This is a genomic window from Paraburkholderia atlantica (genome assembly GCF_000092885.1).
Lineage (GTDB): Bacteria > Pseudomonadota > Gammaproteobacteria > Burkholderiales > Burkholderiaceae > Paraburkholderia > Paraburkholderia atlantica.
This window is the reverse complement of record NC_014117.1, coordinates 938,298-955,786: the sequence shown is the minus strand read 5'-3', so window position 1 is coordinate 955,786 and position 17,489 is coordinate 938,298. Positions and strand designations below refer to the sequence as shown.

The following is a 17,489-nucleotide window of genomic DNA, read 5'->3' as shown; positions in this document are numbered from 1 at the left end:
TCGCGTCTTCCCGGCGCGGCTGACACCATACGTGAGCCGGTTTCAGGCCAACAGGCCTTCTGACTTATACTGGGTTTTTTCCCGAACCAGAGCATCTCGCCATGCGTTTCGAAGGCTCATCGCAGTACGTCGCCACCGACGACCTCAAGCTCGCGGTCAATGCCGCGATGACGCTCAAGCGTCCGCTCCTGATCAAGGGCGAACCCGGCACCGGCAAGACCATGCTCGCCGAGGAAGTCGCCGCCGCGCTCGGCATGCCGCTCTTGCAATGGCACATCAAGTCGACCACCAAGGCCCAGCAGGGGCTATACGAATACGACGCGGTGTCGCGTCTGCGCGATTCGCAGCTCGGCGACGAGCGCGTGAAGGACATCCGCAACTACATCGTCAAGGGCGTGCTGTGGCAGGCGTTCGAATCGGACGAGCAGAGCGTGCTGCTGATCGACGAGATCGACAAGGCCGACATCGAATTCCCGAACGACCTGCTGCGCGAACTCGACCGGATGGAGTTCTACGTGTACGAGACGCGCGAACTGGTGCGCGCGAAGCATCGCCCGCTCGTGATCATCACGTCGAACAACGAGAAGGAATTGCCCGACGCGTTCCTGCGCCGCTGCTTCTTCCACTACATCAAGTTTCCCGATGCGACGACGATGCAGCAGATCGTCGACGTGCACTACCCCGGCATCAAGAAGGACCTGCTCGCCGCCGCGCTGCAGAGCTTCTTCGAGCTGCGCAACGTCGCGGGGCTGAAGAAGAAGCCGTCCACGTCGGAACTGCTCGACTGGCTCAAGCTGCTGCTCGCCGAAGACATTCCGCCCGAGGCGCTGCGCTCGGCCGACCACAAGCAGGTCGTGCCGCCGCTGCACGGCGCGCTGCTGAAGAACGAACAGGACGTGAGCCTGTTCGAGCGGCTGCTGTTCATGAACCGCAATAACCGTTGAGCGTGCACCGCGCCGCAGGACATCCAGCATGCTGATCGACTTCTTCTACTCGCTGCGCGCCGCCAAACTGCCGGTCTCGGTGAAGGAATACCTGACGCTGCTCGAAGCGCTGAAGGCCAACGTGATCGCGCCGTCGCTCGACGAGTTCTACTACCTTTCGCGCATCACGCTCGTGAAAGACGAGCAGTACTTCGACAAGTTCGACCAGGCGTTCGGCGCTTTTTTCAACGGTGTCGCGGCGAGCTCGGAGCTCGCGTTCGACATTCCGCTCGACTGGCTGAAGAAGAAACTGCAACGCGACCTGTCGCCCGAGGAAAAGGCGCAGATCGAGGCGCTGGGCGGCATCGACAAGCTGATGGAGCGTCTGAAGGAATTGTTCGACGAGCAGAAGGAGCGTCACGAGGGCGGCAACAAATGGATCGGCACGGGGGGCACGTCGCCGTTCGGCAACGGCGGCTATAACCCAGAGGGCGTGCGCATCGGCGGCGACGCGGCCGGCAATCGCACGGCCGTCAAGGTCTGGGAGGCGCGCGCGTACCGCGACTACGACGACCAGGTCGAGATCGGCACGCGCAACATCAAGGTCGCGCTGCGGCGCTTGCGCCGCTTCGCCCGCGAGGGCGCCGCGGAAGAACTCGACCTGCCCGACACGATCCGCAGCACTGCCGCGAACGCCGGCTGGCTCGATCTGAAGATGGTGCCCGAGCGGCACAACAACGTGAAGGTGCTGATGCTGCTCGACGTCGGCGGCTCGATGGACGATCACGTGAAGCGCACCGAGGAGCTGTTCTCCGCCGCGAAGGCCGAGTTCAAGCACCTCGAGTTCTACTACTTCCACAACTGCGTGTACGACTTCCTGTGGAAGAACAACCGCCGTCGCCACGCCGAGCGCACGCCGACATGGGACGTACTGCACAAGTTCACGCCCGACTACAAGCTGATCTTCGTCGGCGACGCGACGATGAGCCCGTACGAAGTGTTGCAGCCGGGCGGCTCCGTCGAGTACAACAACGCCGAGGCCGGCGCCGTATGGTTGCGCCGGCTCGCCGATCACTTCCCGCACTTCGCGTGGCTGAACCCCGAACCGGAAGCGCTGTGGCCGTACCGGCAGTCGGTCAGCGCGATCCGCGAAGTGCTGGGCCACCGCATGTATCCGCTGACGCTCGCGGGCCTGGAGACGGCCATGCGGGTGCTGAGCAAGTAACGCCCGTCGTTTCAGAACCCACGTCCCGACGCTTCAACTTCCACAACAACAAAGCCTTCGCATGAGTTCGTCCCCGTCGCCCCAGTTGTCCCCCGCCGCCGCGTCGCGGAGGCGCTTCAATCCGCTCGCCGATACGTCGCTGTCGACGATCGTCGCGGGCTTCGTCGCGGCGATGACCGGCTACACGAGCTCGCTCGTGCTGATGTTCCAGGCGGGCCAGGCCGCGCATCTGAGCGACGCGCAGATTTCGTCGTGGATCTGCGCGCTGTCGATCGGCATGGGCCTGTGCACGATCGGCCTGTCGCTGCGCTATCGCGCGCCGATCGTGATCGCGTGGTCGACGCCGGGCGCGGCGCTACTGGTGTCGTCGCTGCCGCATGTCGAGTATGCGCAGGCGATCGGCGCGTTCATCTTCTGCGCTGCGCTGCTGACGTTGGTTGGCGTCACCGGCTGGTTCGACGCGCTGATGAAGCGGATTCCGTCCGGCCTCGCGGCGGCGCTGCTCGCGGGCATCCTGTTCGAGATCGGCATCGAAATTTTTCGTGCCGCGCAGTACCAGACCGCGCTCGTGCTGACGATGTTCTTCGCGTATCTGATCGTCAAACGGTTCGTGCCGCGTTACGCGATTCCGACCACGCTGGTGGTCGGCACGGCAGCCGCCGGCGGCCTCGGGCTGCTCGATTTCAGCCACTTTCACGTCGCGCTAGCGCATCCGGTGCTGACGATGCCGTCGTTTTCGGTGGCGGCGTGCGTGAGCATCGGCATTCCGCTGTTCGTGGTCGCGATGGCCTCGCAGAACGTGCCGGGCATCGCGGTGCTGCGCGCCGACGGCTATACGACCCCGTCCGCGCCGCTGATCGCGACGACCGGCGTCGCGTCGCTACTGCTCGCGCCGTTCGGCTCGCACGGCATCAATCTTGCGGCGATCACGGCGGCGATCTGCACCGGCCCCGAAGCGCACGAAAACCCCGCGCGGCGCTACACGGCGGCCGTATGGGGCGGCATTTTCTATCTGCTCGCGGGGGTGTTCGGCGCGACGATCGCCGCGCTGTTCGCGGCGTTTCCGAAGGAGCTGGTCGTCTCCGTCGCGGCGCTCGCGCTGTTCGGCTCGATCATGAGCGGGCTCGCCAACGCAATGCAGGATACGCGGCAGCGCGAGGCGGCGCTCGTCACGTTCATGGTGACCGCCTCGGGGCTCACGCTGCTGTCGATCGGCTCGGCGTTTTGGGGGCTCGTCGCCGGTGTGATCACGCAAGTCGTGCTGAACGCGCGCCGCGTGTGAACGGATCGCCACGCCCGGCTGTCGCTACCCGGTGATCATGCCGTCCTCGGCGATCCGCCATAGAATAGATGTATCCGGCAGCGTTTCCCCGCGCCATCGCGGGATGCGCTGCGGCTTGACCCGCGGCCACCGGCACCGGCTGATCGCTCTGTTTTATCCAGCCGGCGCGGCGGCGTCCTCACTTCTCCTGAACCACGGCGCACACGCGCCCTGAAGGCCCGAACATGACAACCGCACTCGACCAACTCAAGCAATACACCACCGTGGTGGCCGACACTGGCGACTTCCAGCAGCTCGCGCAGTACAAGCCGCGCGACGCGACCACCAATCCGTCGCTGATTCTGAAGGCCGTGCAGAAAGACGACTACCGGCCGCTGCTCGAAAAGACCGTGAAGGCGCATGCGTCGAAGCCGGTCGGTGCGATCATCGACCAGTTGCTGATCGCGTTCGGCACCGAAATCCTGAAGATCATCCCCGGGCGGGTGTCGACCGAAGTCGACGCGCGCCTGTCGTTCGACGTCGAAGGCTCGATCAAGAAAGCCCATGAGCTGATCGCGCTGTACAAGGAGCACGGCGTCGAACGCGACCGCGTGCTGATCAAGCTCGCGTCGACGTGGGAAGGCGTTCGCGCGGCCGAGGTGCTGCAGAAGGAAGGCATCAGCTGCAACATGACGCTGCTGTTCTCGCTCGCGCAGGCGGCGGCCTGCGCGGAAGCCGGCGCACAGCTGATCTCGCCGTTCGTCGGCCGCATCTACGACTGGTACAAGAAGAGCGCCGGCAGCGCGTGGGACGAAGCGAAAGACGGCGGCGCCAACGATCCTGGCGTCAAATCGGTGCGCCGCATCTACGCGTACTACAAGAAGTTCGGCTACAAGACCGAGGTGATGGGCGCGAGCTTCCGCACGACCTCGCAGATTCTGGAACTGGCCGGCTGCGATCTGCTGACGATCAGCCCCGACCTGCTGCAGAAGCTGCACGACAGCACCGACAAGATCGAGCGCAAGCTGTCGCCGGAGGCATCGAACGACGCGGACATCGAGCGAGTGCCGGTCGACGAAAAGTCGTTCCGCTTCCTCGTCAACGACGACGCAATGGCGACCGAGAAGCTCGCCGAAGGCATCCGCACGTTCGCGGCAGACGCAATCAAGCTGGAAAAGCTGATCGAAACGCTGCGCTGAGATGCCGGAGGCGGCGGACGTGGCTGGCTGATTGAAGCTTCCGATCGCCGCGCCGCGCGCATGCCATCCATGACAAGCGGCGCTGAACCTCACGGTTCAGCGCCGCTCCCCGTTTACGCTGCGACTACAATCGACAGCACGCCCCTCCCCCGCCTGTGCTGGCGAGGAACGACGGCGCCCGCCCAACGCCTGACCAAGGAGACGATCATGTACGTTCAGCCCTACGTGTTCTTCAACGGCCGTTGCCAGGAAGCGCTCGACTACTACACCGACAAACTCGGCGCCCAGGTGACCTTCAAGATGCTGTTCAAGGACGCGCCACCCGACGCGCAAAATCCGCCGCGCCCCGAACTCGCCGACAAGATCATGCACGCGAACGTGCAGCTGGGCTCGAGCACGTGGATGGCTTCCGACGGCAACTGCGATCCGGCGGCCGGCCCGTTCAATGGCTTCAGCCTGTCGCTGACCGTCGAAGACGGCGCGTCGGCGGAAAAATGCTTCAACGCGCTCGCCGATGGCGGCCAGGTCGTGATGCCGTTCCAGCAAACGTTCTGGAGCAAGGGCTTCGGAATGGTGGTGGACCGCTTCGGCCTGATGTGGATGGTCACGCTGCCGCCGCAGGTTTGAGGCTCAGGGGCCGGAGCCTTTGGGTTCGACCGCTCGCCCCCTACCCGCCACGCGTCGCCCGCTCGTGCCGCTCGATCTTCCAGTTCGGTTCGGTCTCCAGCAGCAGCGCGCGCAGCCGGTCCACCTGCTCCGCGAGCCGCTGACCGAGCCAGTACGGCCCTTGCCAGTCGGGCGGCAACGCGGTGGCTATGTCGCCCCGCCCCTTCGCGAGCGGCGCCGCCGCCGGAATGCCCAGGCGCGACGGACGGCCAAACCGCAGTCCGCGCGCGGTGGACAACAGGATCGCGCGCACGGCGCGCATCTCGGCGCCGCAATACGCTGCATAGGCGCTGCGCGCGGCCGCGGCAGCGTTCATCAGCGGCCCGGTGGCCAGCAGTTCGAGCGAACTGAGCAGCGAGCGATGCAGCCTCTGGATCTCCTCGAGCCGCGATTGCGGCACGTTGATTTCCTTTGCAACCGACGGCATCAGCGAACGCAGTTGCACGAGCCGCTTGTTGATCTGCAGGAAGCGCTCGACCTGCTCCTCCTCGGTGATCGTCTCGCCATCGAGCAGCCGCGCGTAGATGCCCGCGCATTCGCGCAGATTGGCGGCGAGCCCGTAGCGCCATGAATACGTCGCGTGCAGCGGAAACGCGAACGAAAACGCCAGCGCGATCACGATGCCGATCAGCACGTTCAGCGTGCGCCACAGGCCGACGTCGATCAGATTATCGCCGTGGCCCGCGACGATGCACATCGTGATCGCGGTCAGGAGCCCGATATAGCCGGACGAGCCGATCGCGAACCACGCGCAGACCGACGCGATGATCGCCTCCAGCACGTAGGTGAGTGGCAGCGAGCCGATGATGTTCTGCTGCACGATCAGCAACAGGCCGATCGACGCGCCGAGCAGCGTGCCGGCCGCGCGCTCGGCCGCTTTCTTGCGGATGTTGCCGTGATGCTGCAAACCGCCGATCACCACCAGCAGCGTCACCGACGACCAGATGCCGTGCGGAACATCGATGCCGGTCGTCGCCAGAATCGACACCAGCATCGCGAGGCCCACGCGCAGACTATGCAGCACTTTCGCGTGGCGGTAGCGGTAATACGGCGACGTGACCGCGCGCACCATCCGGCTCAGCGCCGCGCGGCGCGGGATCACGGGGGGAGTATCGGCAGCAGCCATGGCGGCGCGCGGCGAACGCGTGAAAGGACGGTTCCGCTATCCTGCCCTGGAGTGCCCCGCAAACACAAACGCCCGCCAACTTGCGTCGGCGGGCGTTGCGTGTGTCAAAACCTGAAGTTGCAGCCGGAATCAGCCTTCGACGATGTCCAGGTAGTCTTCCGGACGGGTGCGGTCCTCGGCGCGCTGCATGCCCACCGCCCGCACGATCAGACTCACGACGACCGACACCACGAGGTTCACGATCAGCGACCACACCGCCGCATAGCCCGGAATCGCCATGCCGAACAGATGGATCGTGAAAATCGAGCTCGCGAGGTTCAACGAAATGGCCATCCACGTGCCGGTCGCGATACCTGCCGCCCAGCCGAGCAGCAGCCCCCGATAGTCGAGCACACGCGTGTAGAGACCGAGCACGATGGCCGGCAGCGTCTGGATGATCCAGATCCCGCCGAGCAGCTGCAGCTGGATCGCGTAGGTCAGCGGCAGACCGAGAATGAACGCGACAGCGCCGACCTTGACGATCAGCGACACCAGCTTCGCGACGTTGGTCTCCTGGTCATGCGTCATGTTGCGGTTGATGAACTCCTTGTGCACGTTGCGCGTGTACAGGTTCGCCGCCGCGATCGACATGATGGCCGCCGGCACCAGCGCGCCGATACCGATCGCCGCGAACGCGACGCCGACGAACCACGACGGGAAGAAGTGCAGGAACAGCGCCGGCACCGCGAAGTTCGGGCCGAAGGCCTTGAAGTACGGCGCGAACTCGGGCATGTCCTTCACGCCGGCCGCGAGCGCCATGAAGCCTAGCAGCGCGAGCAGGCCGAGCACCAGCGAATACGCCGGCAGCAACGCCATGTTGCGGCGGATCGTGTTGCCCGACTTCGACGACAGCACCGCGGTGATCGAGTGCGGATACAGGAACAGCGCGAGCGCCGAACCCACCGCGAGCGTCGCGTACGCGCTATAGCCGTTCAGGCTCGACACGTCCGGCGACTTCAGCAGCAGCTTGGCCGGCGGCACCGCGCCGAAGATATGGCCGAAGCCGCCCAGCTGCGGCGGGATCACGATGATCGCGGCGAAGATCGTCACGTAGATCAGGATGTCCTTGACGACCGCGATCATCGCCGGCGCGCGCAGGCCCGACGTGTACGTGTAGGCCGCGAGGATCGCGAACGCGATGATCAGCGGCAGATCGCCGACGAAGCCGGTGGTGTCGAAACCGAGCGCGCCGATCACCACTTCGATACCGACCAGTTGCAGCGCGATGTACGGCATCGTCGCGACGATGCCGGTCACGGCGACCGCGAGCGCCAGCATGCGGCTACCGTAGCGCGCCGACACGAAGTCCGCCGACGTCACGTAGCCGTGGCGTTTGGCGATGCTCCACAGTTTCGGGAACACGACGAACGCGAACGGATAGATCAGGATCGTGTACGGCAGCGCGAAGAAGCCGGTTGCGCCCGCGCCGAACACGAGCGCCGGCACCGCGATGAAGGTATAGGCGGTGTACAGGTCGCCGCCGAGCAGGAACCACGTGACGATCGTGCCGAAGCGCCGGCCGCCGAGACCCCACTCTTCGAGATGCGCGAGATCGCCGCGCCGCCAGTGGGCCGCGACGAAACCGAGAATCGTGACACCGATGAAAAACAGAACGAAGACGAAAGTTGCAATGGGATTCATCGTTGTGCGCCCCCGTTCGGGCGACCCGTATAGCGGGACTTGGTCTTCAAATAGACGAACGCGGTAATGACCGCGCTGATCAGCACCCACAGCAGCTGATACCAGTAGAAGAACGGGAAATCGAATAGCTGCGGCTCGATCCGGTTGTAGGACGGCACCCAGATCATCGCGATCCACGGTAGCAGCAATAGCCAGAGCCAATGCTTGCTGGCTTTCTTCACGTCGGCGTCGTGAGCCATGACGTCTCCTGTTTTTTCCTATTTTGAATTTATCTGCCCGTGGTCGACGGGAGGAGGAACTCAGCGGGTGGTCGTCCCGCGGTCCGCCACGGGCTCCCCGAAAGCCTCGAAAGAGTATAGGAGTGGCGAACGCCCGGTCAAGCCGGGGCGACCCCGAGGCACATCGGCGTCCAACGATGCAGACTGGATGACGCTGCAGCATCGACGTGAAAAAAATACCGGAAGCAAAACGGCCGTGCCGACTGATACGCCGGCACGGCCGCCTGGTTCTCCGCTCACTGACCGGAATTCATCACTCAGATCGCAAACGATTCGCCCGTCTGCCCCGTCGATTCGCGCAGGCCCTTGATCCACTTGCGCGCCGGCAAGCCGAGCTCGGCTTCGATCAGCTTCGCGCGCGCGTCGAGCGCGGTGAACGGCACGTCCAGCGCGGGGCCCGAGAACGCGATCGCAATGCGGTTGCCGTCGTGCACCTCGGGCAGCGCGACGACGCGGCCGTCGAAGGCTTCGTTCAGACGCTTCATATTGCGCACGAAGCTCGGATGATCGCCGAACAGATTCACCGTGACGATGCCCGCGTCGGTCAGACATGCGCGTGCCGCGCGGTAAAAGCCGACGCTGTCGAGCACGGGGCCGCGCGCGGTCGCGTCGTAGACGTCGATCTGCAGCGCGCCGATGGTGCCGTGGTTCGCGCTGTCGTTGACGAAGTCCCACGCGTCAGTTTCGTGCACGGTCAGGCGCGCATCGTCGGGCGGCAGTTCGAACATCGTGCGCGCGGCCACGACGACCGCCGGATTCAGCTCGACGGCCTCGACCTGCGCGCTCTTCAGGAAGCGGTGCGCGAACTTGGTCAGCGCCGCCGCGCCGAGCCCGAGCTGCACGATGCGCTTCGGCGTTTCGAGAAACAGCAGCCAGGCCATCATCTGCTGCGCGTATTCGAGTTCGATGTGATCGGGCTTGCGCAGGCGCATCGCGCCTTGCACCCATTCCGTGCCGAAATGCAGGTAGCGCACGCCGCTCTCTTCGGAGAACGTCACCGGTGCGAAGCGCGGCTTGCGCGGCGCTTCGATTTGCGGCGCGTCGTGAAGCTCGTGGTCGACGGCGCGGTTCGCGTTGCGCGCGGTTTTTGGCGCCTGTCTGGGCGCGATTTTCTGCTTGCCGCCGATGGCTTCGGCGTCCCGGTTACGGAAAGCGCGCGCCTCGGCCGAAGCGCGCTTGATCAGTTTCGTCATGTGTGGATTTCGCGCCGCGGGCGCATGATTTTTGGTCGACCGAGAGCATAGCATTCGCGGCGCGCACGATTACGCCGAGCCGCCCGCCGGCGGCCCGTGTGCACATCACCTCACTTCAGACCCAGCACGTCACTCGACGCGCACCGCCTTGAGCGCCTCGTTGAACGTACGGCTCGGCCGCATCACCTCTTCGAGCTTGTTGAAGTCCGGCTTGTAATAGCCGCCGATGTCCGCCGGCGCGCCCTGCACCGACGCGAGTTCCGCCACGATCACCTGCTCGTTGGCGGTCAGCTGCGTCGCGAGCGGCGCGAATTGCGCGGCGAGCGCGGCATCGTCCGTTTGCGCGGCCAGCTCCTGCGCCCAGTACATCGCCAGATAGAACTGGCTGCCGCGATTGTCGAGCTCGCCCGTCTTCGGGCTCGGGCTGCGGTTGTTGTCGAGCAGCTTGCCGGTTGCGGTGTCGAGCGTCTTCGCGAGGATCTTCGCCCGGTTGTTGCCGGTCTTGATGCCCAGTTCCTCGAGCGACACCGCGAGCGCGAGGAATTCGCCGAGCGAGTCCCAGCGCAGATGGTTTTCTTCGACGAGCTGCTTCACGTGCTTCGGCGCCGAACCGCCCGCGCCGGTCTCGTACATGCCGCCGCCCGCCATCAACGGCACGATCGACAACATCTTCGCGCTCGTGCCCAGCTCCATGATCGGGAACAGGTCGGTCAGATAATCGCGCAGGATGTTGCCGGTGACCGAGATCGTATCGAGCCCGCGCACGACGCGCTCGAGCGTGTAACGCATCGCGCGCACCTGCGACATGATCTGAATGTCGAGGCCGGTGGTGTCGTAGTCCTTCAGGTAGGCCTCGACCTTCTTGATCAGCTCCGCTTCGTGCGGACGATACGGGTCGAGCCAGAACACCGCGGGCGTGCGCGAATTGCGCACGCGTGTGACCGCGAGCTTGACCCAATCGCGAATCGCCGCGTCCTTCACCTCGCACATGCGCCAGATGTCGCCCTGCTCGACGTTCTGCGTGAGCAGCACTTCACCGCTCGCGAGATCGACGATGCGCGCTTCGCCGTCTTCCGGCACTTCGAAAGTCTTGTCGTGCGAGCCGTATTCTTCCGCCTTCTGCGCCATCAGGCCGACGTTCGGCACGGTGCCCATCGTGACCGGATCGAACGCGCCGTTGGTCTTGCAGAAGTTGATGATCTCCTGGTAGATGCGCGCGAACGTGCTCTCCGGGATCACCGCCTTGGTGTCTTTCGGACGACCGTCGGCGCCCCACATCTTGCCGCCGGCGCGAATCATCGCCGGCATCGACGCATCGACGATCACGTCGTTCGGCGCGTGCAGGTTCGAGATGCCCTTCGCCGAATCGACCATCGCCAGTTCCGGACGATGCTCGTGGCACGCGTGCAGGTCGCGGATCACTTCCTCGCGCTGCGATTCCGGCAACGCCTCGATCTTCTCGTACAGATTGACGAGGCCGTTGTTGACATTCACGCCGAGTTCTTCGAACAGCTTGCCGTGCTTCGCGAACGCGTCCTTGTAGAACACCTTCACCGCGTGGCCGAAGACGATCGGGTGCGAGATCTTCATCATCGTCGCCTTCACGTGCAGCGACAGCATCATGCCGGTCTTGCGCGCGTCTTCCATCTGGTCTTCGTAGAACGCGAGCAGCGCCTTTTTGCTCATGAACATGCTGTCGATGATCTCGCCGTCCTCTAGCGCGACCTTTGGCTTCAGCACGATCGTCTTGCCGTTCTTCGTGACGAGTTCCATCTTGACGTCGCGCGCGCGATCGAGCGTCATCGACTTTTCGCCGTGATAGAAGTCGCCATGTCGCATGGTGGCGACGTGCGTGCGCGACGCCATGCTCCATTCGGTCATGCTGTGCGGATGCTTGCGCGCGTAATTCTTCACCGCGGCCGGCGCGCGGCGGTCCGAGTTGCCTTCGCGCAGCACCGGGTTCACCGCGCTGCCGAGACACTTCGAGTAGCGCTGGCGGATCGCCTTCTCTGCGTCGGTCTTCGGATCTTCCGGATAGTCGGGCACCTTGTAGCCCTTCGCCTGTAGCTCCTTGATCGCGCTCGTCAGTTGCGGCACCGATGCGCTGATGTTGGGCAGCTTGATGATGTTGGTGTCGGGCAACGAGGTCAGGCGACCGAGTTCAGCCAGGTTGTCGGGCACCCGCTGCGCTTCGGTCAGAAACTCGGGGAACTCACCGAGGATGCGGCCCGCGACCGAGATGTCGCTGGTCTCGACCTCGATGCCGGCCGGCCTCGTGAAGGTCCGGATGATCGGCAGGAACGCGGCGGTTGCGAGCAGCGGGGCCTCGTCGGTGAGGGTGTAGATGATGGTCGGTTGCTGGGTCGTCATTGCTAGGCTCTGGGCGGGCGGTTGAGAGGCATCTCGCGCGTGATACCCGCAGGATGCGCAAACGTCGATCAGGAAAACGACAACACGAGGACACAAACGCTGTGCGCGGCGGACGGCGACGCGGTAACCCGGAACGCCAAAGCGGAATGATTAAGCGAACACGGCGGACTGCGTCGCGCAGCGGGTCGCACCTTTGGATTCTGCCTCATTTTTGGGCTGGCGGAAAAGCGGCCGAACCGGCGCGCACGAACGTGCGATTCGTCAGCCAGACTGTCACCCCGTGCGTCGCACCTCCACATCGATACAATGAGCTGATACGGGAAATCCCGCAGATCTGCCAAGCGAAGCCGGAGAGCGTCATGGACGGCAATACCAGCAAAGCCCAATCCGACTGGATTTTCCGTTCGGAATCCAGCGGCGGAGTCGAACGCATCGAAGCCTTTTTCCACGGCAACGCGTACTCCTTGCATCGGCACGACACCTACGCGATCGGCGTGACCCTCGCCGGCGTTCAGTGCTTTCACTACCGGCGCGGATTGCGCACCAGCCTGCCCGGACAGACGATGGTCCTGCATCCCGACGAAGCGCACGACGGTCAGGCCGGCACCCAGGAGGGATTCCGTTATCAGATGATTTACGTGCACCCGGCCGCCATCCAGGAGGTCCTCGGAGGGCGGCCGCTGCCATTCGTCGAAGGCGGCGTCACGAACGATCCACGGCTGCTCGAGGCGACGAAGACAGCGCTGCGCCAGATGCGCGGCGACCCGGAGCCGCTCGAGCGCGACGACGCGCTCGCCGGCCTCGCGCTCGCGCTGGATAGCGTGTCGGGCGCCAGAGCGGCGCGCAGGTCCGCGGATTTCGCGGCAGCGCAGCGCGCACGGGAATATCTGCACGCATCGAGCACCCGCGTCGTCTCGCTGGATGAACTTGCCGCCGTCAGTGGACAGGACCGCTGGAGCCTGTCGCGCGATTTCCGAACCTTTTACGGCACCAGCCCCTATCACTACCTGGTCATGCGCCGACTCGAAGCGGCGCGCGCGATGATGCTGCGCGGCTTTTCCCTGGTGGACGCGGCGGCGGCCGCCGGCTTCGCCGACCAGAGCCACATGACCCGACATTTTCGCCACGCATACGGGATCCCGCCCGCCCGTTGGCTCGCGATGACGCGCGATCGGCGCGTCGGCTAGCGCACGCTTGCACAATCGTTCAAGACACCCGCCGGCGGCGGGCCTAAGCTCTGTTCCAGGTATCACCCGAATGGAGCCACCATGCACAGCGATTCCCAGCCGACACCGGAGCAGCGCGGCCAATACAAGACGATCAATCTGCTCGACAAGATCCGTCAGATCGACGACCACTGGCAGCCGCGCGTCGTTGCCGAAATGAACGATTATCAGCTCAAGGTCGTAAAGATAGAGGGCGATTTCGTCTGGCACCGGCACGCCGACACCGACGAGACCTTCATCGTCCTCGAAGGCCGCTTGCGCATCGACTTCCGCGACCGCTCGATCGAACTGCTCGCCGGAGAAATGGCGGTGGTTCCGAAGGGAGTCGAGCACAAGCCGTATGCCGGCTCCGAAGTGAAGCTGCTGCTGATCGAACCGCGTGGCGTCGTCAATACCGGCGATACGACCAACGAAAGAACGGCCGAAAACGACGTATGGATTTGAGAAGCGCCATGCAAACTCCGCTGCCGATCGTTCGCGAAGCCGTTTTCCCCGCCGATACGCGCAAGCTCGTCGCCGTGATCCGCGAGTATGTCCAGTGGCTGGATCTGGATCTCTCGTATCGTGGATTCGATGCCGAAATGGACGCGTTCGAAGCGGTCTACACGTTGCCATCCGGGATGTTCTTCGTCGCCGATGCGGGCGGCGAACTCGCCGGTTGCGCGGGGCTGCTGCGCCATAGTGATACGACCGCCGAAATCAAGCGGCTCTTCGTTCGCGACGCATTCAGAGGGATGCGTCTGGGCGAAACGCTGGTGACGTCGGTGGTCGGAAAAGCCAAATCGTTGGGCTTCTCGAAACTGGTCCTCGACTCGGTGCCGAAAACCGCCTTCGCACAACGCATCTATGAGCGATTGGGGTTCGTCGAAACGGCGCCGTACTACGCAAATCCGGTCGAGGGCACGCGGTTTCTGGCGCTCGAGCTTTGATGACGAATGCGCCGAGCTCAGCAGACGATTTCGCGCCAAACCGCCAGCTTCTGATCGAAAGAGAGCGTGGCATGCGCCGGACTCGACGACGGCAACACGAGGGTTCGATAACCTGCCGCACCGATCACCGGCGCGAAGCGCCCCGCCGTTTTCCCATTGAAGCAAACCTTGTTCAGCATCGGCGCGTGCTCGCGCAACGACTCGAAGTCGTTCGGCTGCGCATGGCGGATCGCTGAGTCGAGACTTCCCTGACGGTGACATGCATCGAGCACATCCCAGATGCCGATTCGATGCGCGAGCACGCGTGCGAGGCGCTCTTCGTAGGGCAACTCGTGCAGCGCGGGTTCGCCGAGCACCGCGCCGAGCAGGCGCCAGAACTGATTGCGCGGATGCGCGTAATACTGCGCCGCGGCCAGTGACGCTTCGCCGGGAAAACTGCCGAGTATCAGCGTATGCGTGTCGGCCGCGACGACCGGCGGAAAGCCGCGCAACATCAGCGGCTCCGATCGTCCGACGCGCGCGGCGCGGCATGCGCGCGCGACGCGGTGTGATCGAGCGGACGGCCGTGGTCGCGTATGCGCTCGTGCGCGACGTGCGCGCCTGACGTCGGCTCGGTCGCGGCGCTCGAGCGCCCCGTTTCGTCCAGCCGCGCCAGATGCTCCCACAGTGCCGGCAACATGCATTCGGTCACCATCAACGGCGCGCCGTGCCGCTCGAACACCGAGCGTCGCGCGACCAGCGCATGCGGCGCACCCGCGGCGCCTCCCCCGATCTCACGCGCGGCCAGCCGATACAACGGATGCCGCGCCCCCACCCTGCGGCTCACCAGCGACGAACGCGCGACGCTGCTATCGCTATACAGCAACTCCGCGAGCGGCCGCGTGCGCAGCCGGCGCGTCGCCTGCCAGATGCCGACGCTCGCCGCGCGCGGCGTCACGCTATGCGCGGCGACGAACGGCACGCCGTCGACCGACAGCACCACTTCGCGTACCCACACGGGCGCGCGTGGCGCGAGTCCGAGCGCGGCGGCTTCGTCGGGCCACGGCAGCGCGACCGCTTCGCGCGTCACGCGCACCGCGACCGCGCCGAGCGCGCGCAAATGCGCGGTCAGTGAACCGCCGCGGGTCAGCCAGTCTTTCTGGGCAGCGCTGAAAGTGGGTAACGGCGCGACGCGCCAGTGGATGTCGGCGGGATCGAAACGGATAGGCATGGTGTCGGATTATAGCGGCGCGCTCCGACGGCAATTTTTCGGGGCAACGCTTGCGCTGATCGCGCGCGCCGCGCCTGGCAAGAAGCCGGCGCAAACCGAAGGGCAAAAAAAAATGCGCTGCCGAAGCAGCGCATTGCCGAACCACAGAGCGTCAATCCGATGACAACGCCATCAACGCTCCCAGTTCACCTTCACTAAAACTCAACCCACGCGCGACAGCAGCAACGCATTGGTCCGCTTCACGAAGCTCGCCGGATCTTCCAGCGCGCCGCCTTCGGCGAGCAGTGCCTGATCGAACAGCAGATGGCACCAGTCGTCGAAATTCGCGCTATCGGCATGCAGACCTTTGACCAGCGCGTGCTCCGGGTTCACTTCGAGAATCGGATGGAATTCCGGCGCCTGCTGGCCCGCGGCCTTCAGCATGCGCTGCAGGTAGCCGCTCATTTCGCCGTCGTCCGCGACGAGGCACGACGGCGAGTCGGTCAGGCGGAACGTCAGTCGCACGTCCTTCGCCTTGTCCTTCAGCGCTTCCTTCATCTTCTCGACGAGCGGCTTGAACTCTTCGCCAATTTTCTCCTGCGCCTGCTTTTCCTCGTCGTTCAGCGCGCCGAGATCGAGGTCGCCGCGCGCGACGCTTTGCAGCGGCTTACCGTCGAATTCGTTGAGGAACGACAGCATCCATTCATCGACGCGATCGGTCAGCAGCAGCACTTCGACGCCCTTCTTGCGGAACACTTCGAGATGCGGGCTGTTCGACGCGGCCTGCCAGGTGTCGGCGGTCACGTAGTAGATCTTCGTCTGCTCGGGCTTCATGCGAGCGACGTAGTCGGCCAGCGACACGGTCTGCTCGGCCGTGCCCGTATGCGTCGTCGCGAAACGCACGAGCTTCGCGACGCGCTCGCGATTGGCGAAGTCCTCGCCGATGCCTTCCTTCAGCACCTGGCCGAATTCCTTCCAGAAGCTGGCGTACTTTTCCTTGTCGGCGGCTTCATCCGAATTCGCCAGTTCTTCCAGCATCGACAGCGCGCGCTTCGTCACGCCTTCGCGGATCGCCTTCACGTCGCGGCTTTCCTGCAGGATTTCGCGCGACACGTTGAGCGGCAGATCGGCCGAATCGACCACACCCTTCACGAAACGCAGATACGTGGGCAGCAGTTGCTCGGCGTCATCCATGATGAACACGCGCTTCACGTACAGCTTCAGCCCGCCGCGCTGCTCGCGGTTCCACAGATCGAACGGTGCGTGCGCCGGCACGTACAGCAGTTGCGTGTATTCGCTGCGGCCTTCGACGCGGTTATGCGTCCACGTCAGCGGGTCCTGGTGGTCGTGCGAGATGTGCTGGTAGAACTGCTTGTACTGATCGTCGGTGATGTCGTTCTTCGAACGGGTCCACAGCGCGCTCGCCTGGTTGACGGTCTCGTCCTCGTCCTTCGTGACCATCTCGCTCTTTTCCGCGTCCCACTCTTCCTTCTGCATCAGGATCGGCAGCGCGACGTGGTCCGAGTACTTCTGGATGATCGACTTCAAGCGATACGACGACAGCAGCTCGTCCTCGTCGGCACGCAGATGCAGCGTGATGGTCGTGCCGCGCGCGGCGCGCTCGATCGTCTCGACCGCGAAATCGCCCTCGCCCGCGCTGACCCAACGCACGCCTTCCGAGGCCGGCAAACCGGCGCGGCGCGTCTCGACGGTGATCTTGTCGGCAACGATGAAGCCCGAGTAGAAGCCCACGCCGAACTGGCCGATCAGCGCCGCGTCCTTCTGCTGATCGCCCGACAGCTTGCCGAAGAACTCCTTGGTGCCCGAACGCGCGATCGTGCCGAGATGCGCGATCGTTTCGTCGCGGCTCATGCCGATGCCGTTGTCGTCGATCGTGACGGTGCGCGCGGCCTTGTCGTACGACACGCGAATCCGCAGGTTCGGATCGTTCTCGTACAGCGCGCTGTTTTCGATCGCCTCGAAGCGCAGCTTGTCGGCCGCGTCGGACGCGTTCGAGATCAGCTCGCGCAAAAAGATTTCCTTGTTGCTGTACAGCGAATGGATCATCAGTTGCAGAAGCTGCTTCACTTCTGCCTGAAAGCTCATGGTTTCTTGTGCCATGGTCGGACTTCCTCTCTGTTGCGAATGGGGATAGGTGGCGGCCGAAGCGGATTCAAACCCCGGTTCGGCCCTGCCGTGCCGGATCGCCGGACCGCCGGATCGT

General features: G+C 64.5%; 16 protein-coding genes. 8 read left to right on the top strand and 8 right to left on the bottom strand.

From position 1 onward, the window contains the following. Nucleotides 1-101 precede the first annotated feature (101 nt). The 5 genes from BC1002_RS04260 (at nt 102) to BC1002_RS04240 (ending at nt 5,235) form a co-directional block, all read left to right on the top strand. Nucleotides 102-944, top strand: a complete 843-nt coding sequence (locus BC1002_RS04260) for an AAA family ATPase (protein ID WP_013088843.1) — start codon at nt 102-104, stop codon at nt 942-944. Nucleotides 945-972: 28 nt separating this feature from the next. After that, nucleotides 973-2,148, top strand: coding sequence for a vWA domain-containing protein (locus tag BC1002_RS04255; protein ID WP_013088842.1), 1,176 nt, complete (start codon nt 973-975; stop codon nt 2,146-2,148). Nucleotides 2,149-2,209: 61 nt separating this feature from the next. Beyond that, nucleotides 2,210-3,430: a benzoate/H(+) symporter BenE family transporter gene (locus tag BC1002_RS04250; RefSeq protein WP_013088841.1), complete on the top strand. Its 1,221-nt coding sequence runs from the start codon at nt 2,210-2,212 to the stop codon at nt 3,428-3,430. Between the two features lie 224 nt (nt 3,431-3,654). Then, nucleotides 3,655-4,608 (top strand): transaldolase, encoded by a 954-nt coding sequence (tal, locus tag BC1002_RS04245; protein WP_013088840.1) that lies wholly within the window; start codon nt 3,655-3,657, stop codon nt 4,606-4,608. A gap of 207 nt (nt 4,609-4,815) precedes the next feature. Next, a complete protein-coding gene (locus BC1002_RS04240) occupies nt 4,816-5,235 on the top strand; it encodes a VOC family protein (protein WP_013088839.1) in 420 nt (139 codons plus the stop codon). A 40-nt stretch (nt 5,236-5,275) separates the two neighbouring features. Here the strand turns inward: BC1002_RS04240 and BC1002_RS04235 are convergent, their stop codons facing one another. The 5 genes from BC1002_RS04235 to BC1002_RS04215 all read right to left on the bottom strand — a co-directional run bounded on the left by BC1002_RS04235 (nt 5,276) and on the right by BC1002_RS04215 (nt 11,921). Next, nucleotides 5,276-6,400, bottom strand: coding sequence for an FUSC family protein (locus tag BC1002_RS04235; protein WP_013088838.1), 1,125 nt, complete (start codon nt 6,398-6,400; stop codon nt 5,276-5,278). A 129-nt stretch (nt 6,401-6,529) separates the two neighbouring features. Then, on the bottom strand, nt 6,530-8,080 hold the full coding sequence (gene mctP / locus BC1002_RS04230) for a monocarboxylate uptake permease MctP (RefSeq protein ID WP_013088837.1): 1,551 nt from the start codon (nt 8,078-8,080) through the stop codon (nt 6,530-6,532). Then, the gene (locus BC1002_RS04225; protein WP_013088836.1) at nt 8,077-8,319 is read right to left on the bottom strand and encodes a DUF3311 domain-containing protein; all 243 of its coding nucleotides are present in this window, start codon (nt 8,317-8,319) and stop codon (nt 8,077-8,079) included. Before BC1002_RS04225 ends, mctP begins: the two co-directional genes overlap by 4 nt. 296 nt (nt 8,320-8,615) lie before the next feature. Then, nucleotides 8,616-9,551 carry a class I SAM-dependent methyltransferase gene (locus tag BC1002_RS04220; protein ID WP_013088835.1) on the bottom strand — a complete coding sequence of 312 codons (936 nt, stop codon included), beginning with the start codon at nt 9,549-9,551 and terminating at the stop codon, nt 8,616-8,618. A 129-nt stretch (nt 9,552-9,680) separates the two neighbouring features. After that, nucleotides 9,681-11,921, bottom strand: coding sequence for an NADP-dependent isocitrate dehydrogenase (locus BC1002_RS04215; protein WP_013088834.1), 2,241 nt, complete (start codon nt 11,919-11,921; stop codon nt 9,681-9,683). Nucleotides 11,922-12,280: 359 nt separating this feature from the next. Here BC1002_RS04215 and BC1002_RS04210 point away from each other — a divergent pair, with 359 nt between their 5' ends. The 3 genes from BC1002_RS04210 to BC1002_RS04200 all read left to right on the top strand — a co-directional run bounded on the left by BC1002_RS04210 (nt 12,281) and on the right by BC1002_RS04200 (nt 14,076). Then, complete coding sequence (locus BC1002_RS04210; RefSeq protein ID WP_013088833.1) at nt 12,281-13,108, top strand: AraC family transcriptional regulator; 828 nt, start codon at nt 12,281-12,283, stop codon at nt 13,106-13,108. An 81-nt stretch (nt 13,109-13,189) separates the two neighbouring features. After that, the gene (locus tag BC1002_RS04205; protein ID WP_013088832.1) at nt 13,190-13,591 is read left to right on the top strand and encodes a cupin domain-containing protein; all 402 of its coding nucleotides are present in this window, start codon (nt 13,190-13,192) and stop codon (nt 13,589-13,591) included. An 8-nt stretch (nt 13,592-13,599) separates the two neighbouring features. Continuing rightward, entirely contained in the window at nt 13,600-14,076 is a 477-nt protein-coding gene (locus BC1002_RS04200) for a GNAT family N-acetyltransferase (RefSeq protein WP_013088831.1), read from the top strand. A 17-nt stretch (nt 14,077-14,093) separates the two neighbouring features. Here BC1002_RS04200 and BC1002_RS04195 read toward each other — a convergent pair whose 3' ends face one another. The 3 genes from BC1002_RS04195 to htpG all read right to left on the bottom strand — a co-directional run bounded on the left by BC1002_RS04195 (nt 14,094) and on the right by htpG (nt 17,386). After that, nucleotides 14,094-14,570 carry a DNA-deoxyinosine glycosylase gene (locus tag BC1002_RS04195; RefSeq protein ID WP_013088830.1) on the bottom strand — a complete coding sequence of 159 codons (477 nt, stop codon included), beginning with the start codon at nt 14,568-14,570 and terminating at the stop codon, nt 14,094-14,096. Continuing rightward, nucleotides 14,570-15,286, bottom strand: coding sequence for a chorismate--pyruvate lyase family protein (locus BC1002_RS04190; RefSeq protein WP_013088829.1), 717 nt, complete (start codon nt 15,284-15,286; stop codon nt 14,570-14,572). The genes BC1002_RS04195 and BC1002_RS04190 overlap by 1 nt, the downstream gene beginning before the upstream one ends. A gap of 201 nt (nt 15,287-15,487) precedes the next feature. Beyond that, nucleotides 15,488-17,386: a molecular chaperone HtpG gene (gene htpG / locus BC1002_RS04185; RefSeq protein ID WP_013088828.1), complete on the bottom strand. Its 1,899-nt coding sequence runs from the start codon at nt 17,384-17,386 to the stop codon at nt 15,488-15,490. Nucleotides 17,387-17,489: the final 103 nt, after the last annotated feature.